We start from the raw sequence: 22,702 nt of genomic DNA, 5'->3' as shown, positions 1-22,702 counted from the left end.
AGGGCACGCGCGACCTCTCATTTTGCACAAAGTTTTTTTCCAATGCTCCCGCTTTCAAATTGGCAATCACACCAATCTCTATAGCAAGGAGCTTGCCATTCTCAACAAATCCAGACGTGCTACGTGCTATAATAAACGATATGGAAGAAACGGAACCATTTGACAACCTGACAGCGCTAGAAGAGCTTCTACAGATTCACTTTCACGACCGCGCACTGTTGCAACGGGCGGTGACCCACCATTCTTGCTGCCCAGAGACGGCTGTGCAGGATTCTTATGACACCCTGGAGTTTCTAGGTGATGCTATCATCAGTGCTCATGTGGTTGAACATATCTACCGTTCCTTTCCCGAAGCCTCCGAGGGGGAGATGACAGCCCTCAAATCAGAGGTTGTCAGCCGCCGCATTCTGGCTAGAGTCGGCCAGCAACTCGGACTTTTTCCGTTTATTCGCATCAATCTCTCTATTCTACGCACGTTCAATGAACGCTCACGCGATTCTCTCTGTACCGATGTCCTTGAGGCATTGGTTGGCGCAATTCATATCGATCAGGGCACAGCAGCGGCTCAGGAGTTTGTGACACGTACGATCCTTCCAATGGTAGAACACATCAATAGTCAGACTTTAGAGACCAATCCAAAAGGACATTTGCAGAAGATCGTTTTACAACGCTCCAGGAGCCTACCACGCTATCGTGTGCTCGAACAGAGCGGCAGCCAGAACGACCGCATCTTTCTGGTTGGAGTGTTTGAGCACGAGACCCTTTTAGGGCTAGGGAAGGCATCAAGTATCAAAGAAGCTGGACGGATCGCTGCTCGACAGGCTCTCGAACAGCTTCCCAAAAAAAAGGATCTATCGTAACCGGTTCATGCGACCAGATGAGCTCTTATGTTGGTATGAAGCACATCTGCCTGCGAGAGAACGTAAGCTGCGCGGTCATTTCTCGACTCCGCAGTTGCTGATTGAACAGATATTGGATGCCTGTGGCTATACGCCCGATCAGGATCTCTCTCGTCTTCGAGTGCTCGATCCCGCCTGTGGCAGCGGCAATTTCCTCAGCGGTGCTTTGCATCGCTTACTCGCATTTGGACAAAAACAACACTTGAGCTCTCTTGCACTGAAACGGCTCATCCAACGCTCTCTCTGGGGCTTCGATCCCGATCCCATAGCCTGCTTCCTGGCTGAAATACAGCTACAAACGACTCTGGATGAGAGGCTCAAAAAACCTTTGTCTTCTGACGCACAAACAATCCGTCCCATGCCTGGAAAGGCCCACAAAGGGATACATCTCCACATTCATCAGGCCGATGGCCTGGCTTTCCCCTGGGATCAGACGCACAATGTGGATCTCTTTTTGGCCAATCCACCGTACCTTGCATCGAAGAATACCGATTTAAGTGGTTATCGATCGGCGCATGGACAATCCGATAGCTATCTCCTCTTTCTCGATCTGGCCCTGCGCATTGTGCGGCCCGGTGGATGGATCTGTCTGGTTCTCCCGGATGCCTTTTTAGCGCGCACAAATGCGGCCTCTGAACGACAACGCCTTCTCAGTGAGACAACCATCCACCATCTCTGGCACCTTGCAGACGTCTTTGAGGCCCATGTTGGAGCGGTAGTGGTTATCGCTCAGAAGGTGCCTCCCTGTCCGCTTCATCAGATCCACTGGCGCCGCGAACGCTGGCTTGATTATTCTCTGCTGCGCTCTACCGAACAGACTCTCACCTTACAAGGTGGCTCCCTGTCTTCCTCTCTAGCTCACCAGACGATCCCACAAAGTCTGCTGCGACAACAGCCACATTCAGAACTTCGCTACCTGCTCGGACAACTCCAGGGGACCGTCGTTGAACGCCTCCATACTCACCTGACGACGCGGCCCATCACACCGACATCTTCGATCACGTATCTCAAGCACCTGGTAATAATCCGGCGGGGTGAGGAGATTGGCAAAGATAGCGCTCTTCTGAGCTCGATCCCTCCAGCCATCAATGAGAAGTGCTCTCCCGTCCTGCGCGGCGGGATCGACATTCACCCCTATGCTCTCCCCAGAGCAGCGCGGTGGATCTCACATCATCACATCAATAAACAGCTTGACCGCTATCTTGCTCCCAAGCTGCTCGTTGTGAAAAGCATGAGCCGTCTACAAGCCACTCTTGATCTCCAGGGACATGTGATCCTTCAGACTCTCTATCTGCTGCAACTTCACCAGAGCCTGGTCTCTGACCATCTCCTGATGGCAGGGCAAGAGGAAGACGAGCTCTTTTTTCTGCTTGCTCTTCTTAACTCAAGACTCTTACAGGACTACATCTACTATCTTCATACTGCCTATAAATGGGTCCAACCTCAGATTGAACAATATGTGCTGGCTCACCTCCCTATCCCTCTGGCCGTCTCCTCTCCTGAAAAAAAGGCCATTATTCAACGCGCCAGAACATTGCTCTCTACTTGCAGTCAGACCTCTACCGATGTAGAATTACAACTATCAGACAGGATGATCTATGAAGAACAAGAACGGGCCATCGCCCACATGTATGAACTGGCCCTGACCAGCAGATATCTGTCACTAACGTCGTCGCAAGCAGATCTGGACAAGGGAGCTCCACTTTATGGCTGATCTACCTACCAATCTATTAACACAACGTCCAATCCGCGTCCTGGTAGCCAAACCTGGCCTTGATGGCCACGATCGCGGTGCCAAGGTCATTGCCCGCGCCCTCCGTGACGCTGGAATGGAAGTGATCTATACTGGCATCCGCCAGACTCCTGAGATGATTGTTGAGGCGGCTATCCAGGAAGATGTCGATGCTATTCTCCTCAGTATTCTCTCTGGTGCTCACATGGCCCTCTTCCCAAAAGTTATGGAGCTGCTGCAACAGAATGCAGTTGATGATATCCTTGTTGCCGCTGGCGGCATCCTCCCTGATGAGGACATTCCTGCCATTCAAGCTCTTGGCATCAAAGGCTGCTTTGGACCTGGCACCTCTACAGAAGAGATCATCCGCTTTGTACGCGAGCATGTCTATCCCCAGCGTCTGGCCTCTGAAGTATCGTGAACAATAAGTAACTGTTTATCACAGGTAGAGATACTACTAGAAAGTCTGGTTCGTGCGTGCAAAACATTGTTGAACGCCTTCTCCAGGGAGATCGGCGGGCACTGGCTCGCATGGTTACATTGATCGAGAGTGAGTCGCCGCAGGCCAAACACTATCTATCAGCGCTCCATGCCCATTCAGGACAGGCTCATATCATTGGGGTCACCGGGGCACCAGGGGCAGGCAAAAGTACGCTTGTAACCAGAATTGTCCGTGAGTTTCGCCAGCGTGAGCATAAAGTTGGCGTTGTGGCCGTTGATCCCAGTAGCCCCTTTACTGGAGGTGCTATCCTGGGTGATCGTATCCGCATGATGGAGCTGGCAGGCGATCCACAGATTTTTATCCGCAGCATGGCCAGTCGCGGTCATCTCGGTGGACTGGCGAGTTCCACGCGTGATGTCGTCCGCGCTATGGATGCGGCTGGCTATAATCCCATCATCATTGAGACGGTGGGGACCGGTCAGGCCGAAGTGGAGATCATGCGTACCGCCCAGAGTGTCCTGGTCGTTCTGGCTCCAGGTATGGGCGATGAGATTCAGGCAATCAAGGCTGGAATTCTAGAGATCGCTGACCTCTTTGTTGTCAGCAAGGCCGATAAAGCCGGGGCAGACCAGACGGCAGCCGAGCTTTCTATGCTTCTCAGCCTGAATTCCCAACAACGCAAGGCCGCCTGGCGCATCCCGATCCTCAAGACCTCTTCGCTTAAAGAGCAGGGCATCTCTGCTCTGGTGGATGCGATTGAGCAACACTACCACTATCTTGTTCAGAGCGAGACACTTCAACAACGCACTCAACGTCAGGTACGCAGCGAGATCCAGACCCTTATCCTCCAGGCGATCCTCTCGACCCTTCAACATGCTGTGAGTGAAACCGAATGGCAACAGCTCAGTAACGAGATCGCCACCCATACCCGCGACCCCTATAGTGTCGCTCAAGAGCTCCAACAACGCCTCTTCTCTCATCAGGAGAGACTCTCAGAAGAACATCAGTAAGTCAACGCGTCATGAGCATGGGAACGTCAGTTGCGTTCCCATGCTCATGCTCTCTAGCTATCCAGCTATCTATAATATAATGCCCAATAATGCTCAATCAATGAGCACCCCCGAACCACCTTCTTCTCTACAGGCTTCTTCTCTTACCTGGAAGGCGTGTGGCCCAATATATACACCATACTACTCATTTTTAACTAAATTACCGCTTACCATCCCGTAAAGATTGACAAATATCAAAATCTCAATTAAGCTCTTACTACAACATAAGCAACAATCGATTTTAGGCTCTGATTCGACAATTCACATGGTATGGGCTGGGAGGGTTTGCAGGATGTCCACACTCATTACATGGCAGAGTTACACGGTTGAACAATTGCTTGTAGAGCGCTTCCATATTCAAACTGGCTTTCATCCAACCCAAAGAATGATTATTGAGCAGATCGTCCATGGTCGGCGCGTCCTGGCGATTCAACGGACTGGCTGGGGCAAATCCCTCTGTTACCAGATAGCCAGCCTGTATTTTCCTCATCTTACGCTGGTCTTCTCTCCACTTAAGGCGTTGATGCGTGATCAATGGCGAGCTTGCGTTGAGCGTTACCAGATCCCTGCCGCAATGATCTGCTCTGATTTTACAGAAGAGGCCAATCAGGAGATTTTTGAGCGCTCCTGTCAGGGAGAATTTAAGTTGCTTTATATTACGCCTGAGCGTCTCAGCAATCGGCTCTGGCAACAGTACCTCCCTCATCTGCGCATTAGCCTGCTGGTCATCGACGAGGCCCATTGTATCTCAACCTGGGGCCATGACTTCCGACCAGACTATCGGCGCATTGCGCAGCTCTTTAAAGTGGTCCCCGTACAGACTCCTGTCCTGGCCCTGACGGCCAGTGCTAATCTGCAAGTTGAACGCGATATCCTCCAACAGATGGGAGGAAAGGTTCAGGTCGTTCGCGGCACGATGCAGCGTCAGAATCTGGCGCTGGCTGTTATTCCACTCAAGGGAGATTATGAGAAGCTCTGCTATTTAGGTGAGACGCTTCGCCATAATCCTGGCACTGGCTTAATCTATACAGCCACACAAAAAGATGCAGAGATGGTGGCCTCTTTTCTTCAGTTACAGGGAATGCAGGCGGAATATTACCATGCCGGAAGGGATAGCGATATACGGCAGGATGTTGAACAAAAACTGATGTCGAACCAGTATAAAGTGGTCTGCTCTACCAATGCCCTGGGCATGGGGATTGATAAAAACGATCTCCGCTTTATTATCCACTATCAGATCCCGGCCTCTCCTATTCACTATTACCAGGAGATGGGCCGCGCTGGTCGCGATGAGCAGCTCGCCTGGTGTATCCTTCTCTATGATTCCAGCGATCTTTCGATTCAAGAGCATTTTATCCGCGATGCTCGCCCAGCCGGGAACTGTTATAAAATGGTGTTTACGCTCCTGCTCTCTCATCCACGCGGCCTGAATCAGGAAGAGATCAGGCACCAGACTGGCCTCTCCAAACAGTCTGTCCGCATTATCCTCAGCGATCTGGAGGACCAGCACATCATTACCCGGCAGATGCACACAAGAAACTATCGTGCCCTCCCGGGCATGAAACAATTCGATCCCTCTCCCTACGATGATTTTCAAAGGGTAAAACTACGCTCTTTACATCATATGCGCAATTACGCTCAATCTACCGGGTGCTATATGCAGTATCTCACCTATTATCTGGGTGAGCAACGGGAGTACCAGTGCGGCATCTGCGGACGCTGCCAACCTGATCAGTTTCCGGCTATCAAACCCTCTGAAAGAATGCAAAAGATGGTGACGCTCTTCCTGGAAGAGGAGAACCTGCCTCGAATCGAGCGCCGCAGTGAGAAGCAAGTTGTGCTGCATGAGGCTGGCTGGGCGCTCTCCTTTCATGGCACGAGCTCCATTGGCAGGCTGGTACGAGCTAGCAAATATGAGGGGGCTGGCCCTTTTGCACTTTCGCTGGTTAAACGCTCGGTCGAGGTGCTCAGTACGCGCTATCGGCTGGAGAAGATCCAGGGGATTACAAGTGTTCCATCCACTGTCAGCGGGCTGCTGGTTGAAGATTTCGCTCGTCAGGTGGCTGAACAGCTTCAGCTCCCATTTTTAGCAGTGCTGGAGAAGGCTCGTACGACGCAGCAACAGAAGACACTTCGCAACGCTCTACAGAAAGCCGAGAATGTGAAGGGCTCAATTAAACTGCTCCACTCTCACCTGGTTCGTGATAAGACTCTTTTGCTGATTGATGATATCTATGATTCCGGCCAGATGCTGCGTGAGGTGAGCCGCTGTCTGATCCAGGCCGGGGCAATGGCAATCTACCCCTTTACAATTACACGTACAATGCATTCAGACGATCATTAAGGAGAGAGCATTTATGCAGACAGATCCACAAGAACAAGCTGCCTGGCTGCTTCTAACTTTTGAAAGCGGGCTTACGACAAGAGCGGTCAACGATATCCTGGTCATCTGGTGCAAACAGCTTGGGCGAACAGTTTGCTCTTTTTGGGCTGCCAGCGCAGCCGAATGGGAGGAGACATGCCAACTCTCTCCAGTTATTATTCATCGTCTGGAGGAGGCCCGCGCCAGATCGAGGACGCAAAGTCAGTTGCTCGCACAATTACAACAACAGGGCATTCAGCAGCTCACAGTGCTGGATGAGGACTACCCCAAACAACTAAAAACGTCGCTGACACGCAGCCATACTCCACCTATGCTCTTCTATCTAGGCGATCTCTCCATTCTACAGCAGCAAACGATTGCTATTATCGGCTCGCGCAATGCATGTGAAGAGAGCATTACCTTTACCCACCTGGTCTCTCAATATCTCTCAACGCATGGTGTCAATGTCATCAGCGGCTATGCTCGCGGAGTGGATCGAGCCGCCTTTGATGGGGCATCACAGGTCCATGGTAGAACGACTCTTATTCTGCCTCATGGTCTATGCAAGCTGAGCAAAGCTCAGGTGCAACATCTGCAAGAAGGGATTAAGGCTGGCGAGATCCTGGTCATCAGTCAGTTTGCGCCCGCTGCCCCCTGGGTGGTCAGCCGGGCTATGGAACGCAACTATCTTGTCTCTGCCCTCGCGCAAACGATGATTGTGGCAGAGGCTGAGACGAAAGGAGGTACCTGGGATGGTGCAAATACGGCGCTACGCCTGAAACGACCACTCTATGTCCGAGAATTGGCTGAGTCGGGCAATGCCATCCTGATCAACAAAGGCGGCATTCCGCTCGCCTGGCCTACAGATGATCTGGCTACGTTGCTCTCGCCTGTTCTTACAGAAAGTCTGCAAATCCAATCTCAACAGAATGAGCAAGTGATTCGCCCCAATCAACTTTCGCTCTTAGCCACCCCCCACGAGTAATAAATATATGACAAACACTATCACTACTATCAACCTGCGCGGTCGCGATCTCATTATTACGCCACCCTCAGAGTGGCAGCATCTCTCACAGCGAGAGCTTATGCAAATGCTCTTTGGTCAGTATCTGCCCGGACCTATGCAAGATCAACTGAAATATGATCACCGCTCGAACAATCCCTTTCTGCGCAGTAAACCAGTACACTTTACATCGCTCAAGCAGGCGTTACGCCAGCAACAGGTCCCTTTTACAGTCACCTTTGAGGAGCTCCCAACCTTACCAGTCCGTCCTCAGCTGACAATGCAGCCACGTCCTTATCAGGCAGAAGCCATCGCAGCCTGGCTAAAACACAAACAGGCTGGAGTTGTGGTCCTGCCAACAGGCGCAGGAAAGACCTTTGTGGCTGCCATGGCGATTGCAGAGACGCAGCTCTGGACCCTGGCCGTCGTTCCAACCATCGACCTTCTTCAACAATGGCAGACGGCTCTGGCCTCAGCCCTTTCGCTACCAATTGATGAGATCGGGACTTTCGGCGGGGGCGAAAAAGAGCTCAAACCAATTACAATCATTACGTATGATTCGGCTGCTCTCTATCCACGCGAGCTGGCACGCTTTGGCCTGCTGATCTTTGATGAGTGCCACCATCTCCCGGCTCCAACCTACAGACTCATCGCTGAAAGCTCGTTTACTCCCTATCGGCTTGGCTTAAGCGCTACGCCAGAGCGCGGAGATATGGCTCATCTTGCCCTGGATGAATTGATTGGTCCAGAGCTCTACCGACGTTCGCCCGCTGAACTCATGGCTGGAAATTTTCTAGCGGATTACCAGGAGCATCAGGTTGATATTGCACTCTCACCCGCTGATGAAAAACGCTACGCCGAGCAGCGCCGTATCTATCGTTCGTTCTTACAGCGCAACAACATTGTAATTCGCAGCCCGGAAGATTTTCAGCAGAAACTGATCTATCTCACTGCACGCAATCCCGAGGCACGCGCAGCTATGCTGGCCTGGCGCGAGGCACGCAATATTGCCATGAATGCACCCGCCAAATACCATGAGATCGAACGCTTACTTCAATTGCATGCTAACGATCAGGTAATCCTGTTCTCCGAATACAATCAGGTTGTTGACGAGATCAGCCGCCGCTTCTGCCTGCCCAGCATCACCTATAAAACGCCTGCAGAAGAACGACGTACCATTCTCGATCGTTTCCGTAGCGGAACCTATACAAAACTGGTCACCGGACGCGTCCTCAATGAAGGCGTTGACGTGCCCGATTGCCGCGTCGCCATTATTGTCAGCGGCAATAGCACTAAACGTGAGTATATTCAACGCCTGGGCCGTATCCTGCGCCCCAAAGTCGGGCAGGCCCAGCTCTATGAACTGATCACCAGCAAAACGACGGAAGAGGAGATCGCTAAACGCCGCCGCTAATAACACTGGAGCAAGACTTTTTGACGGCCTTTTCAACCTGCTACCCCTGGCAAACATTATGGGTGCCAGCAGGAACACTCGTAGGGCAGCGTAGAATCTGATACGTATGTGGTCCGTTTACAGTAATCGATGCGTAATACAGGCGAGCACTCAGATCAAGATCGGGAATCACTGGTGGTAACTGCCCATCTTGCTCTTTCGTAATCAAAAAAAGGCTCTGCATCATCACTAACATCGAAAGTTGGGGGGATGTAAGCTTCCCTGTATGATAGGCTCCTTGCTTCCCTGGTAAAAGCCAGTGAGGCGGCTCGTCTTCAATACTCACTGATTCTACCCAGGCGTAATAGTGCATGCCTGCTGGAAGCGCGGGCAATTGTGGAATGTCTATCTGTATTGCTGCCTGATTACTCTGCCCTACGAGATCGGTGACTGTAAGCTGCCCAACGGGCCCGGTCTTTGTGGCCGAACGTGTCACATATTGATAGCCAATCAGGCCAATTCCGCCGCCTATGAGAAATACAAACAGGGTCAGCAGGAGAACCAGTCCTCTCCTCGCAAGGCCAGATCCTGATATGGATAGCATAGAAGGAACGAGCGGCATTCTTTTAGTTGGTGAAATAGTGGGTGGAAATATTTCGTGCGGCTTGAACGTATGTGGCGTGCGCTCAATGATCGTTGGTGTCTCCCTCTCATCCTGTTTTTTAGTTTTGATCTCATCCTGTTTTTTTGAAGGAGGGGCAAGGACTTCAATCTGTCCACTTTTCTGCGTCATAAGGAGTGGAGAAACCTGTAGCTGGGTTTCATCTGGCAGTATAGGTGACCAGGTAGCGGGAAGTGAGGGGCGCCGCAAACCTTCTGGTGCTGGAACCTGTAATGCTTCTGCGGCTGCCAGCACCAGTTCAGCAGCGCTATTAAACCGCGCATCGGGCTCTTTCGCGATACTTTTAAGTATGACAGCGGAAAGCGCCGCTGGAATATTAGGATTAATGAGTGCAGGTGGTAAAGGCATATTCTGCACATGTTGAACGACAATCGCAATCGCGCTCTCACCACGAAAAGGAACAACGCCTGTCGTCATCTCATAGAGAATAATACCCAGCGAATAGAGATCACTGCGCTTGTCGTCATATCTCCCCATCGCCTGCTCTGGCGATATATACAGTGGCGTTCCGGTAATGCCACCAGCGGCTGTCCCTGCACTGATTCCTTGTTGACGAGCAATCCCAAAATCGGTAAGGATCGGTTCTCCCATTGGGCGACCAGTACTTCGACGCTGATCAAGCAGAATATTGGCTGGCTTAATATCTCTGTGAATAACATAATATTTGTGCGCATAATCCAGAGCAAGAGCCACTTTAGTGAAGATATAGATAAGATCAGCAGGCTCTGGAAAGAGACCTTTCCGCGAGGTCTGACGAATATACTTCGCAAGCGTCTGACCCTCAACATAATCCATCACCATATACGCGGTTGGGCTCGGCGATTCAGGTGGATAAGAGACCTGAAAATCATGAATCTGCACAATGTTCGGATGGCGCAATGCAGCAATGAGCTGAGCTTCTCGTCGAAAACGAACCCCAAAATCCCGATCGTTCTGATATTCAGGATGCAGGAGCTTAATCGCAACTTCACGCTGCAACTCTGGATCTCGAGCTCGCCAGACGGAGCCCATTCCACCTTGATCCAGATGTTCAAGCAAAAGATATTTTCCCAGGTATTGTGGCTGTTGAGTCATGAGCTCTCCTCCTTGCACACTTAGAGACTGGCTGGCATGCTTGTACTTATCTCCAGAGTGGCCAGTTGCTGGATAGCATAAAAGGCCTGCATTACGCCTGGCTGCACCTGATTTGTGGCCGGGTCAAGTTTTCCAATATAAGCATAGGTTGCTTTCGTAACCAGATCATCAAGGAGCAATCTAGCTGTAGTGGGCTCAAATCTGGCTGGCTCAACGGCCATCCGGAACAATTGATTCACATCTGCCCGCACGTCGGTTAGCCAGCTCTCAGAGGCCGTCAAGGCTTGCTGACTGAGCCTAGCCTGCTTCACCATATCAGAGGTAACATCGGGCGATTTCAGAATCTGATTGAGATGCGCGAGCACATGGTTAACATAACCTGAAGGTGATTGATGATTCGGGTTAATCGTCAACAATGGAATACGCGTAGACGTCGGATCAGTCAACAGCGGCGTCCCATCCGGTAGATCCAGATACACATTCGCGCTCCCATCCACATAATCCAGGATACGGATAAATTGATTTTTCATGAGATCCGTTAAGGCTGGTTGATCATTTTTCCAGTCGTCACGAGCACTTACCGACCACTCTAAGATTTTTTCGGTATTGCGAAAGAGCCAGATATTCAGCCCTCCCTGCAAACCCAGCTCATTGATATTAGCTTCACTATAGAGCAGATGGCGCAGATGTAGCAGAATATTCGTTGAGCTACCTGCCACCGAGAAATTGGTCTGAGGGAGAGCGGCAAAATAGCGCCAACGACTTCGATCATTCGTAGGTACCTCAGGCGTCTTGCCAGCATCTTCTTCGGTAATCAGCAAACGGCTCACCTGCGCTAAAAGGTTATGGTGCGCTCCGTCCCCCTGATAGAGGAGATGAGCCTGCCCATTTGTAATCGTCAGAGTATCAGGCAGCAGAAGTGGAAGATGGAAGAAATTCGCACCTACAAGATCGCCGGTTCCCAAAGAATGAGCGTCACCAAGGAGCCAGACATAATAACGCTTTCCAGCATGAGGAGAGGGAACATTCTGTAACTCAATCTGTAGCTCATCTGCAATACCCTGAGCACTATCCATACTAATCTGCCCACTACTCAGATAAAAAACCCTGCCACTAAATGGTAGCGAAGAGGCCGGGTGAAATACAAACAGCCCGATTCCTCCTCCTCCCAGCAGGAGCACCAGTACAATAGAAATCAGAACCGGCCAGACCCTGGCGGGGCGAGAGCGAACTACAGGCGATGATGGCGGTTGTGGCTGCATAAGTTGCGTGGGAATTCGCGAGGCTGGAGTCTTAGAAACATGTGCGACCATTGTATCGGGCATGACAACTTTTTCTGTCTTCACCCTAACAAGATCTGGAGGTGAGACCAGCACAGTTTCCGCTTCTAGCTGAGAGCGTGCAGCATTGAGCGTTGGCCTCTCATCATTGTTCAGGGGATAAGGAACTGGCCCCAGAACGTCAGGAGCTGGCAACTGAAGAGCTTCCGCAATCGCGCTGGTCAGTGCTGCTGCGCTCGAAAAACGAGCTCCAGGATCGCGGGACAGACTTTTCAGAATCACTACAGACAGAGCTGGAGATATCTGCGCATTATGGGTAATGGGCGAAACCGGATCAGCATGAAACTGCTGAAGGCCCATCTCAAGTGGAGTCTCACCACGAAAAGGAAGTGAGCCCGTGACCATCTCATACAGGATAACTCCCAGTGCATAGAGATCACTTTGCTCATTGCCTGGATATCCCTGCAATTGTTCGGGAGCCAGATAAAAAGGAGTCCCGATCTGAGAGTTCGTCTGTGTACTCGTCGTAGAATTCATCATCCGGGCGATCCCAAAATCGGTTAAGATTGGCTCACCCATCAGATTCCGTTCAGTATAATGACTGTCCAGCATAATATTGGCAGGTTTGATATCCCGATGAATAACGCCATGACTATGTGCATAATCAATTGCAAGGCCTAACGAGGTAAATAGATTTACAAGCTCAATTGGAGTTGGGAGCTGCCCACTGGCAATTGAAGCTTGCATATATGTCCCCAATGATTGCCCTTCAATATAATCCATCACCATATAGGCAAATGTACGTGGAGATAACGTGTCTTCTCCAGACCGGGTGATGCGAAACTCATGAACCGAAACAATATTGGGGTGCCGTAAAGCCGCCACCAGACGCGCCTCTCGCTGAAAACGCTCAATAAAATGTTCGTCTTCCTGGAGATCTGGATGCAGAATTTTGATCGCCACAAAACGCTCTAGCTGCGTATCCAGTGCCTTCCAGACCTCGGCAGCTCCCCCACGTCCCAACCGCTCCAGTAGCTGATATTTATCCAGATATGGCGGCAATACGCTCATGCATTTCCCCTCTTTTCACACCGGGATTAACGACAATGAACTGATACAAGCAGAACAATAGCACTGATTACTATTTCAGCAAGATCTTAGAGACAGCTCCCAGTCCCTCTGCAAGCCTGTACAGACATTGTAGCCAGACTCTGCACGAGATAGTGAATCTGCGCGACACCACCAGTCGCTTGATTTGTAGTAGGATCTATATTCCCCACCAATGCAGCATTGGCCTCTGTAAAAATGGTATTGAGGAGTGCACTGGTTCCTGCATCGGCCAGCTGCTCTGGTGCAAGATGCAAAATAGTATGAATCTTCTCGTACACTGCCAGAAAATGCTCTCGTGCTGTCTTGACAGCTGTCTGGATCTCTTTTGCCAGTTGTCTTTGCTGATCAGTGGCGCTAGGAGAACTGGTGAGCTCCAATAAATGATTTAAGATATGATCAAGGTAGGCGGGAGGCGAGGCATTCGGCTGGACAGACAGGATACCAACGCGCGATCCGGGCGCATTAGCCAGTAATGAACTAAGTGTCGCGGAAAGGTTTTCCTCGGGCAGAAATTTCTGCCCCATCAGATACGCCTGAATACGGGCTAATTGCCGTTGCATCAGCCCGACATCATGCCCCTGATAGGCATCACGAGCACTGCCAGACCACTCTAAGATCTTCAGTGTATTACGGTATAACCAGATATCCAGACCACCAGTCAATCCCAAATTCTGCAGCTTGGGATCTTGCGCCAGTAGATGCCGCAGATGAGCCAGCAGGCTATAGTGATTGATGGTATCTGCCGGGTTAGGAACGGCTGAGAGCTCACTGGCATAACGCCAGACGGTTTTGTCAGTGGACAGATGAGTTGGAACTGGCGAGACCACATCTTCAGTAATCACCAGTTTACTATAGATTGCCAGGAGATCCTGATGCTGAGCATTCCCTTTATACGTCAGACTGGCCCGCCCATCGCTCGTCTGTAAAGCATCTAATAGAAGAGCATTACTACCTTTATCATCCAGCAGCCAGGCATAATAACGATGGCCCGTAGCAGGTGGGGGAATCTGTTGCAAACGTATCTGTAGCTGATCCATAATTCCCTGATCACTACCTGTATCCAACAAGCCACTACTGATAAAAAAAGCATTCCCCACAATTTCTGGCTGATGATCTCCGCTCAAGGATGTGGGCCAGAGCAGGATTAGCAAACTTGCAGCCACCAGCAAGATTGCCAATGTCCATAAAAGGGCTGCAAACAATGAACGGAGTGAAGGCTTGCCCTTCAAGGACCACTGAAATATATCGTATCCAGACCAGGGCTGTTCTCTAGTCATAATCTTTCCATCTTTGATCGCAAAGACCACCAGTAAAAGGGAAAAGCTTCAATTGATCATCTTTCTTCTTGTATCGGGTGCATCTCAGGTCATGTGAATGTGGATCTCGTCAACTATCAATACACCTCTTCACACCGTGAATAAGCACCATCTACACTGAGATCACAGAACACAATTCGTCACTATAAGTAACGTTGGAAGAGATCTTTTTTTGAGTAGTCTTAAAAAGAGCACAAAAAACGACCCTCTCGCTAAAGAGGGTCATTTTTTATGCTGTAAGCCTCTATCATCTATTGAGAGGCTATCGTGGTACCAGACTTATTGAAAGACATCCTTGATCTTCTCAAAAGAATCGCGGAACGGGTTTTTGCCATTGTGCTCATTCTGTTCATTCTCGAGACGGGCAAACTCTTCCAGTAAGCGCTTCTGCTCAGCAGACAGGCTGGTGGGGGTCACCACTTTAACCACAACGTGCTGATCGCCACGAGCGCTACTATGGACGACAGGCACACCCATGCCTTTGAGGCGGAATGAACGGCTGCTCTGAGTACCAGCAGGAATCTTCAACATCGTAGACTTGCCATCTACCGTTGGAACTTCTACCTCATCACCTAAAGCTGCTTGTGTAAAGCTAATGGGCAGTTCATAGAGGATATCATTGCCCTGACGTTTAAAGTACTGATGAGGCTTCACAGTCAGAACAACATAGAGGTTACCTGGAGTGCCACCACGGGCGCTCACCTCGCCCTCACCGGTCACACGTACGTTAATTCCATCGTCAACGCCAGCTGGAATATTCACCACCACGCGACGGTTGTTACGTACCCGACCCTGACCACGACACTTTTCGCAAGGCGTGGTAATGACACGGCCTTCGCCGCGACAGCGCTCACACATCGTCACATTGACAAACTGACCAAAGATGGACTGCTGCACCTTGCGAATCTCGCCTGTTCCCTGACAGGAGGTACAGCGAGCAGTAGAAGTACCGGGCTGTGCACCATTACCTCGACAGTTTGCACAGGTCTCCCAGCGTGGCAGCTCAATCTCTTTCTGGCACCCAAAAACGGCTTCCTCAAAGGTAATCGTCAGCTCATAACGCAGATCGGCACCTCGCTGAGGACCAGAGCGACGCTGAGTTCCAGACGAGCCTGCAAAAAAGGTCTCAAAGAGGTCATTGATACTGCTAAAATTTCCAAAGTCGGTCCCAAAGCCAGCACCACCTCCGGCACCAGCCCCAACCCCGGCATGCCCATAACGGTCATAAGCCGCGCGCTTCTGCGGATCGCTTAAGACCTCATACGCTTCATTAATTTCGATAAAGCGGGCTTCCGCTCCCTGCTCTTTATTTGTATCTGGATGAAATTTTTTCGCAAGCTGACGGAAGGTCTTTTTTACTTCATCATCGGTAGCATTGCGGGAGACACCCAGCACTTCATAATAATCTCTTTTGTTTGCGGCCATTCGCTGGTCCTTTACCATCAGAAACAGGGCGCGAACTAATCCGCGCTACTGGACAAAAAACAGTGTATGCGTGATCTTTGCCACGCCCCCCTCAGACCCAATGTAAGCATTTTCCAACATTAAGCAATTCCAACCGGGGGATAAAGCATTTTACGCCATTATGAGTTAAGATTACATCAAAATACTTGAGATACGCAATATGCATAGCCCACTCGGGGGCCTGGCAGAAAGCGTTAACAAAACGGATGCCAGGATCGTTTGTTTCTGGCACCCGTATCTGGGAGAGGCCTCCCGAGCAGCGCGCTGCCATTGGAAAGCCTCTCTCAGCAACTACATCTCTTTATACTCGCCCTCAATGGGATCATCACCAGTTGGAGCCTGCTGGCCGCCTTCTGGCTGTCCACCAAAGTCAGCGCCAGCAGCACCAGGATTCTGGCGATACATAGCTTCGCTGATCTTGTAGAAGGACTGCTCCAGAGCCTCGCGAGCCGATTTGATGCGTGGCACATCGTCCGTCGACAGAGCAGTGCGTACATCAGCAATCTTGCTTTCAAGCTCGCTCTTCTGCTCAGGCGAGATCTTATCACCAATCTCGGCCAGACTCTTCTCTGAACGATAGGCGGCGCTATCAGCCAGATTGCGCTCCTCGACCTCTTCTTTACGGCGCTTGTCGTCGGAAGCATGGGCCTCTGCATCATGTACCATCTTGTCGATCTGATCTTTCGACAGACCGCTGGCAGGCACGATGGAGATCTTCTGCTCACGACCAGTCCCCTTGTCACGGGCCGAGACGTTCACCAGACCATTGGCATCGATATCGAAGGTAACTTCGATCTGCGGAATACCGCGTGGGGCAGGTGGAATACCATCCAGAATAAAGCTACCCAGCGAACGGTTGTCCTTAGCAAACTCGCGCTCACCCTGCAGGACATTAATCTCTACGCTTGGCTGATTATCGCTGGCAGTAGAGAAGACCTGGCTCTTCTGGGTTGGGATCGTCGTGTTGCGCTCAATCAAGCGGGTAAAGATACCACCCATGGTCTCAATACCAAGGGACAATGGAGTCACGTCCAGCAGCAGAACATCTTTCACATCGCCCGTTAAGACACCAGCCTGAATCGCAGCACCGATAGCGACCACTTCGTCAGGGTTCACACCACGGTTTGGCTCGCGATCGAAGATACGGCGAACAAGCGTCTGCACAGCAGGCATGCGGGTCTGTCCACCAACCATCACTACTTCCTGGATATCACCAGGGCGTACGCCAGCATCTGAGAGAGCTTTGGTCACAGGAATGCGCGACTTCTCGACCAGATCCTCAACTAGCTGCTCCAACTTCGAGCGGGTCAGATTCATCGCCAGGTGCTTTGGACCACTGGCATCAGCCGTGATGAAGGGGAGATTAATCTCAGTCTGCATCGAGCTCGAGAGCTCTTTTTTCGCTTTCTCAGCAGCCTCTTTCAGACGCTGAACCGCCATGCGGTCCTGGCGCAGATCAATGCCCTGCTCCTTCTTGAACTCGTCGGCCAGCCATGTGATGATGCGCTGGTCAAAGTCATCTCCACCCAGATGGGTATCACCATTGGTGCTCTTTACCTCAAAAACGCCATCGCCCAGTTCCAGGATCGAGATATCGAAGGTACCACCACCAAGGTCATACACGGCAATACGCTCGTCCTTTTTACGATCCAGACCATACGCCAGCGAAGCCGCAGTTGGCTCGTTGATGATACGCAGTACTTCCAGACCAGCAATCCGACCAGCATCGCGGGTCGCCTGACGCTGAGCATCATTGAAGTACGCTGGTACGGTGATCACAGCCTGGGTCACACGCTCACCCAGATAGGCCTCTGCATCAGCCTTCAACTTCTGCAAAATCATTGCTGATACTTCTGGTGGGCTATAGGTCTTACCCTGCACCTCAACCCAGGCGTCGCCAATATTCGAGCGAACCACTTTGTAGGGCACCAGGCGCTTGTCGCGGTCAACTTCAGGATCATCAAATTTACGACCCATGAAGCGCTTGATCGAATAGACTGTGTTCTCTGGATTTGTAATGGCCTGACGCTTGGCAACCTCACCAACCAGACGCTCACCATTTTTGTTGATTGCCACAATGGATGGTGTTGTACGCGCACCTTCAGCATTTGGAATAACGACAGGTTCTCCACCTTCCATCACAGCAACACATGAGTTTGTAGTTCCTAGATCAATACCGATAACTTTTGGCACAGTTGCCTCCTACTATATTTATAGTGTTACTACTCACTTTATAGCACTACTACTCGCTTTTTTTGAGAGCAGTAGCGCCTGATTTATAGTGTTACTACTCACTTTATAGCTCTACTACTCGCTTTTTTTGAGAGTAGTAGCGCCTGATTTATAGTGTTACTACTCACTTTATAGCACTACTACTCGCTTTTTTTGAGAGTAGTAGCGCCTGATTTACCGTATTACTACTCACTTTATAGCTCTACTACCCGCTTTTTTTGAGAGTAGTAGTGCCTGTTTCTACTACCCTATCTATGTGTACTACTCAGTTATTCTGACTTATCGCTGGCTTGTCTTTGACTTGCCGGGATCTGCTCAATGGAGGTCTCCCTCCAGGGAATTATTCATATCCATACACATCTGCAAGAAGTTCGTTCATGACTTGCGCCATATAACGGACGACAGCCACAGCTCGGCCATATTGCATCCGCGTTGGGCCAACTACTCCCAGCATGCCACCCACTTTGCCTTGTTGTCCATAACGCGCTAGAACCAGACTGACATCTTTCATTTCATCCCACTGGTTCTCACCACCAATGATGACCTGCACACCATCGGTTGCTGCGAGCTGTGTGGCCAGGGCTGGTAAGATGCGTTTCTGCTCCAGATCGTCCATGACCCTTACCACCCGTTTATGCTCTAACTCTTCAATGACCTTTCGGATACGCTCGCCTCGCTCATCCTCATCAATGGGACGGAACGAAGATTGATAACCCGTCTTGTCTAAGAAATTAAAGACATCCTCACTGTAAAAGCTGTCTCCAGACATCTCTGCATGTTGTTCCAGTAAGCGAATCAGGGAGTTGGCCACAATCCTCTCGACTGGACCAGGATCATACGAGATCAGGACATCGTTCATTTCTAGCGCACTTTTTCCCTGAAACAGGGGGTTGAGCCGCGCGGTAACTGCACTAAGCTCTTCTTGCTGTGTTGGATTGTCTAACAGCAGTCTTTGTTGTTGAATCGTGCCATCCATCAATACAACGACCATATGGGCCGAAAGATCGGTGACGGCAAGAACTTCGACATGCTTAAACCTTCCCTCGCTTGAACGCGGAGGGGTCATCAACGCCGCACTATTCAGAAGCCTTGCCATCACTGAGGCCGTCAGCCGTACCCACTGGTCCAGTTGATCCTGAACCTGATAGAACATATGACGGATCAGCCGCTGCTCATCAAGCGCTAACGCCGATTCCTGCATAAGATGCTCAACAAAAAACCGGTACCCAAGGTCCGTAGGAACACGACCGGCAGATGTGTGGGGCTGATGGATCAGGTTGGCTTCCTCCAGTCCGGCCAGTTCGTTACGCACTGTAGCTGAGCTGAACGGTAATGCATATTTACGCACAAGCGTCTCAGAGGCAACTGGGGTCGCGTTGTGGATATATTCCTCCACCAGCGCACGCAGTATCTGCTGTTTGCGTGGGCTTAAAGCTGTCATGTCCTGGCTTTCCTCGCTGGTCCTGTGTATCTCCTGGACGGGCTCTGGTTAACCTGCTAGGATGATACAACATCTGTCAACAATGATTGCTAGCAGTCTCACCCGGAGACTGCAAACAAAGCATAGCACTCTCAACAGGGGATTGTCAAGTCCTTCCGCTCGCTTGGAAGCGATTTGTGAGCGCCATTAGATCTTTGCCCCAAAAGTAAAAGAAGGAGGGCCAGGCTGTTTCAGTCTGGCTCGCTCCTTCTTCAGTATGGTCGCTCTGGATCTCTTTACGCCTTAGTTCCTGGCTGGTGGCGTTCCAGCCTGCTGTGGCTGCTGGCCCGCCAGCATCCAATCACATGTTCCTGCTGAGCCCTGAAGGCCGTTATAGCCCGATGATGGGGCACAGACCAGTCCATCTGGCTGGGCAAATTGGGTCGCCGATCCTAGATTCCAGCCCGCTCGATTCACATTCTGCGGGCACGGGATCTGGTCAGTATCCGTATTACACCATCCATTGGCAGCAAACTCCATGACGCTATGCCAGATGGGGGCGGCACCAGTGATACCAACTACGCCCTGATTCATGGGCTCTGCATTAGTATTGCCAGCCCAGACTCCTACGACCAGATTCGGCGTATATCCAATGGTCCAGTTGTCAACAAAGCCATCGGTGGTTCCCGTTTTCGCAGCCACTTGATAGGTGCACCCCTGGTAGTTATTGGGAGAGTGCTGATAGCCGCAGGCTCTGTCATGATCGGTAAATGAGAGATCGCTATCTCCCGCAAATTCATAATGTCGCGCATATTCATCTGAGAGTACCGACGTCATCATGTATGAGACCTGTGGAGACATAACCTGGTCCCCTTTCGCCCCTGGCGCATCATAATGATAGAGATGATGGCCATAGTTATCATAGATGTCCAGCACTCCCTGAGGCGGAATACGGCTCCCCTGATTGGCAAAGACCTGATAAGCACCGGTCATATCCAGCAAAGGCACGCCAGCGGTTCCTAAAACGAAAGGCATGCTAAAGCATTCGCTCAGTGTCGGGCTGGCACAGTTATGCGCGAGTGCATCCTTCTTTAAAGCAGTTTCCAGGCCCATTCGCTCTGCCGTATTGACGGCATTATCCAGGCCCACAAATTGCAGGGCTTTGACGGCCGGGACGTTAAATGAGTTGGCAGTCGCTGTTCTGATGGTCATTGGATTAATATAGGAATGGTACGACTGCATATAATCCGGCGGTGCCCAGGCATAATCTGGATCTTGCTTGTCTTTCTGGGCCTGTGTTAGGGGCACAGGCGCACCTGGACCCAGTTTATTTGGGAAGTAGGTCTCAATATCGGGTAAGACGATACCTGGATACCAGCCCATCTCAAACGAGGTGGAATAGACAATTGGTTTAAAGGTTGAACCCGGCTGACGCGGCGATGTGGCCATGTTGATCAAACCGCCAACTCTCACATCGGTACTGTTGCGGTCCAGGCTCCCATCCATCGCAAGTATCTCACCTGTCTTTGAGTTCATGACAACAACAGCTGCGTTATTCACATTATCGTCTGTGTTCAGAGTAAGATAACGCCCTCCCTGGAATTGTTGATACTCAGGCTGCGTCAGATGACGTTTGACGGCATCTTCGACGTATTTCTCAAGGTTGATATCAATGGTGGTCCGAACGTTAAAACCACCATTGGTGAAGATCGTGGCCCCATCTGGGCCCAACGACTGCTCGATCTGGCTGATAACCCAGTCCACAAAGTACGGCGCAAGGCCCAGCTTCTGATAGGGCACAAAGGTCATCTGGGCGGTCAGATCTTCGGCCTGTTTGGCGATGGCTGGCGTGATAAGTTTGCCAGGTTTGTATTCAACGCCATTGACCATCATCAAATTCAAGACATCTTTTTGACGGGCCAGGGCTCGCTCTTTCGCATCCTTATTGACAGTAGGATCATTATAACCTGGTTTCTGCGGCATACCAGCCAGCAGAGAGGCTCGTGCGAGGGCAAGAACAGGGTTGTGCGGATTGGCATCGCTCTCATAGTCTAAACGCGCCACACCTGGCACACAGTTAAAAGCGGCATCGCACTGTGGCATGAGATGAAAGTATTCTTCAACGGCTGACTCAACCCCAAGATCATGATTGCCAAAGGGGACGACATTAAAGTACATCTCCATGATCTTGGCCTTACTAAATTGTTGGGTTAAGCCGATGGCCATGGCTGCCTCTGTGATTTTGCGCTGATAGGTAGGGGCGTCGTTATGCGATAGCTGCTTAATCAACTGCTGAGCAAGACCGCTACCACCGCCGCTATTATCAGCGTAGGCTCTGATCGTTCCCAATGGATCAAGACCATAGTTGCTCCAGAAGGTCTTATCTTCGGTACTGGTCATGGCATCCTGAAGGACCCGGGGGAGATCTTTATAGGCAACTGGGGTTCGCCGACCATAGAGATCATCATAAGAGTCATAAAGCAAGACGCCATTGCGATCATAGATATGGGTCGTCTGCGAGATCTGGGAATTAGCTAACCGCTCCATTTGAGGAAGCTGACTTTGATAATAATTATAGCCATAAGCGCCCGCTCCACCACCACTGAAGGAGAAGAGTACGATCACGGCGATGCCAAGGGCCAGCCAGACCCGAGCTGTGACGCTCTGTCTACGGCCCTGCCAACGATGACGCCGATGGCGCATCTGATGCACAATCCGGGTCGTACGCGAACGACGCCACCTTCGTCGCGCCAGATGACCCGCAGGCTGGCTATTCTGCACCGAAGAAGGACGAGGCGCTGGTGGATGATAGCGCTCCCTGGGAGGCTCAACAGCATCAGGCTGATAACCTGCCACCGCAGCCATCTTGCCCGACCAGCGCCTCATCAAATCCAGGGTATTTGTGACAAGCTTTGCAGGATCTTGAGGATGTAGCCCTCCCTGACCTCGTGGACGGGCCGGAATGGGAGACGGTACAGATGACCCCTGAGGACCCGTTTGCACTGGATTTACCGCCTGTGACCCCTGAGGAATAGGCGCAATCTCTCCCTTGTATGGATTGTTCTCAAAAGGCAACTGCTTCTCTTCATAGGGCGGCTGAGGTGGCTCGGACCAATTACTCATAATTCTTCCTTTTATCTACACAGAAGATGCTGCCCTTATCTGGCTCATACACATCCCTGTGCCTATCACGTTCGGCTTACTCTCTTCCTGCGCCAACGACATCCAGCCCGAACTCCTATTT

General features: G+C 51.0%; 14 protein-coding genes. 7 read left to right on the top strand and 7 right to left on the bottom strand.

Annotated features, from left to right (window positions below; genetic code table 11):
* Nucleotides 1-92 precede the first annotated feature (92 nt).
* From rnc to EL628_RS06105, 7 genes are all read left to right on the top strand, one after another.
* Entirely contained in the window at nucleotides 93-860 is a 768-nt protein-coding gene (rnc, locus tag EL628_RS06135; RefSeq protein WP_126579092.1) for a ribonuclease III, read from the top strand.
* 7 nt (nucleotides 861-867) lie between these two features.
* A complete protein-coding gene (locus EL628_RS06130) occupies nucleotides 868-2,613 on the top strand; it encodes an Eco57I restriction-modification methylase domain-containing protein (RefSeq protein WP_126579091.1) in 1,746 nt (581 codons plus the stop codon).
* On the top strand, nucleotides 2,606-3,052 hold the full coding sequence (locus EL628_RS06125; protein WP_126579090.1) for a cobalamin B12-binding domain-containing protein: 447 nt from the start codon (nucleotides 2,606-2,608) through the stop codon (nucleotides 3,050-3,052). The genes EL628_RS06130 and EL628_RS06125 overlap by 8 nt, the downstream gene beginning before the upstream one ends.
* Nucleotides 3,053-3,108: 56 nt before the next feature.
* Nucleotides 3,109-4,083, top strand: a complete 975-nt coding sequence (gene meaB / locus EL628_RS06120; RefSeq protein ID WP_126579089.1) for a methylmalonyl Co-A mutase-associated GTPase MeaB — start codon at nucleotides 3,109-3,111, stop codon at nucleotides 4,081-4,083.
* A gap of 331 nt (nucleotides 4,084-4,414) precedes the next feature.
* Nucleotides 4,415-6,466, top strand: a complete 2,052-nt coding sequence (locus tag EL628_RS06115) for a RecQ family ATP-dependent DNA helicase (protein ID WP_161975304.1) — start codon at nucleotides 4,415-4,417, stop codon at nucleotides 6,464-6,466.
* Between the two features lie 13 nt (nucleotides 6,467-6,479).
* On the top strand, nucleotides 6,480-7,469 hold the full coding sequence (locus EL628_RS06110) for a DNA-processing protein DprA (RefSeq protein WP_126579087.1): 990 nt from the start codon (nucleotides 6,480-6,482) through the stop codon (nucleotides 7,467-7,469).
* Between the two features lie 7 nt (nucleotides 7,470-7,476).
* Nucleotides 7,477-8,901, top strand: coding sequence for a DEAD/DEAH box helicase (locus EL628_RS06105; RefSeq protein ID WP_245994001.1), 1,425 nt, complete (start codon nucleotides 7,477-7,479; stop codon nucleotides 8,899-8,901).
* 40 nt (nucleotides 8,902-8,941) lie between these two features.
* On the opposite strand, the gene EL628_RS06100 is transcribed toward EL628_RS06105, so the two are convergent.
* The 7 genes from EL628_RS06100 to EL628_RS06070 all read right to left on the bottom strand — a co-directional run bounded on the left by EL628_RS06100 (nucleotide 8,942) and on the right by EL628_RS06070 (nucleotide 22,581).
* On the bottom strand, nucleotides 8,942-10,636 hold the full coding sequence (locus tag EL628_RS06100; RefSeq protein ID WP_126579086.1) for a serine/threonine protein kinase: 1,695 nt from the start codon (nucleotides 10,634-10,636) through the stop codon (nucleotides 8,942-8,944).
* Nucleotides 10,637-10,656: 20 nt separating this feature from the next.
* Complete coding sequence (locus tag EL628_RS06095; protein WP_126579085.1) at nucleotides 10,657-12,987, bottom strand: serine/threonine-protein kinase; 2,331 nt, start codon at nucleotides 12,985-12,987, stop codon at nucleotides 10,657-10,659.
* An 86-nt stretch (nucleotides 12,988-13,073) separates the two neighbouring features.
* Entirely contained in the window at nucleotides 13,074-14,303 is a 1,230-nt protein-coding gene (locus tag EL628_RS06090; protein ID WP_126579084.1) for a hypothetical protein, read from the bottom strand.
* A 318-nt stretch (nucleotides 14,304-14,621) separates the two neighbouring features.
* Complete coding sequence (gene dnaJ, locus EL628_RS06085) at nucleotides 14,622-15,767, bottom strand: molecular chaperone DnaJ (protein WP_126579083.1); 1,146 nt, start codon at nucleotides 15,765-15,767, stop codon at nucleotides 14,622-14,624.
* A 330-nt stretch (nucleotides 15,768-16,097) separates the two neighbouring features.
* Complete coding sequence (gene dnaK / locus EL628_RS06080) at nucleotides 16,098-17,999, bottom strand: molecular chaperone DnaK (RefSeq protein ID WP_126579082.1); 1,902 nt, start codon at nucleotides 17,997-17,999, stop codon at nucleotides 16,098-16,100.
* Nucleotides 18,000-18,378: 379 nt separating this feature from the next.
* Nucleotides 18,379-19,479, bottom strand: a complete 1,101-nt coding sequence (gene hrcA / locus EL628_RS06075) for a heat-inducible transcriptional repressor HrcA (protein WP_126579081.1) — start codon at nucleotides 19,477-19,479, stop codon at nucleotides 18,379-18,381.
* Nucleotides 19,480-19,761: 282 nt separating this feature from the next.
* Nucleotides 19,762-22,581 carry a transglycosylase domain-containing protein gene (locus EL628_RS06070; protein ID WP_126579080.1) on the bottom strand — a complete coding sequence of 940 codons (2,820 nt, stop codon included), beginning with the start codon at nucleotides 22,579-22,581 and terminating at the stop codon, nucleotides 19,762-19,764.
* Between the last annotated feature and the right edge of the window lie 121 nt (nucleotides 22,582-22,702).

This window comes from Tengunoibacter tsumagoiensis, assembly GCF_003967535.1.
GTDB classification, from domain to species: Bacteria; Chloroflexota; Ktedonobacteria; order Ktedonobacterales; family Ktedonobacteraceae; genus Tengunoibacter; species Tengunoibacter tsumagoiensis.
This window is presented reverse-complemented; position numbering and strand designations above follow the sequence as displayed.

Excerpts from the sequence above, each read along its gene's own strand:
- EL628_RS06130 (WP_126579091.1), top strand. The coding sequence starts at position 868 with ATGCGACCAGATGAGCTCTTATGTTGGTATGAAGCACATCTGCCTGCG.
- EL628_RS06125 (WP_126579090.1), top strand. The coding sequence starts at position 2,606 with ATGGCTGATCTACCTACCAATCTATTAACACAACGTCCAATCCGCGTC.
- EL628_RS06115 (WP_161975304.1), top strand. The coding sequence starts at position 4,415 with ATGTCCACACTCATTACATGGCAGAGTTACACGGTTGAACAATTGCTT.
- EL628_RS06110 (WP_126579087.1), top strand. The coding sequence starts at position 6,480 with ATGCAGACAGATCCACAAGAACAAGCTGCCTGGCTGCTTCTAACTTTT.
- EL628_RS06105 (WP_245994001.1), top strand. The coding sequence starts at position 7,477 with ATGACAAACACTATCACTACTATCAACCTGCGCGGTCGCGATCTCATT.
- EL628_RS06100 (WP_126579086.1), bottom strand. The coding sequence starts at position 10,636 with ATGACTCAACAGCCACAATACCTGGGAAAATATCTTTTGCTTGAACAT.
- EL628_RS06095 (WP_126579085.1), bottom strand. The coding sequence starts at position 12,987 with ATGAGCGTATTGCCGCCATATCTGGATAAATATCAGCTACTGGAGCGG.
- EL628_RS06090 (WP_126579084.1), bottom strand. The coding sequence starts at position 14,303 with ATGACTAGAGAACAGCCCTGGTCTGGATACGATATATTTCAGTGGTCC.
- dnaJ (WP_126579083.1), bottom strand. The coding sequence starts at position 15,767 with ATGGCCGCAAACAAAAGAGATTATTATGAAGTGCTGGGTGTCTCCCGC.
- hrcA (WP_126579081.1), bottom strand. The coding sequence starts at position 19,479 with ATGACAGCTTTAAGCCCACGCAAACAGCAGATACTGCGTGCGCTGGTG.
- EL628_RS06070 (WP_126579080.1), bottom strand. The coding sequence starts at position 22,581 with ATGAGTAATTGGTCCGAGCCACCTCAGCCGCCCTATGAAGAGAAGCAG.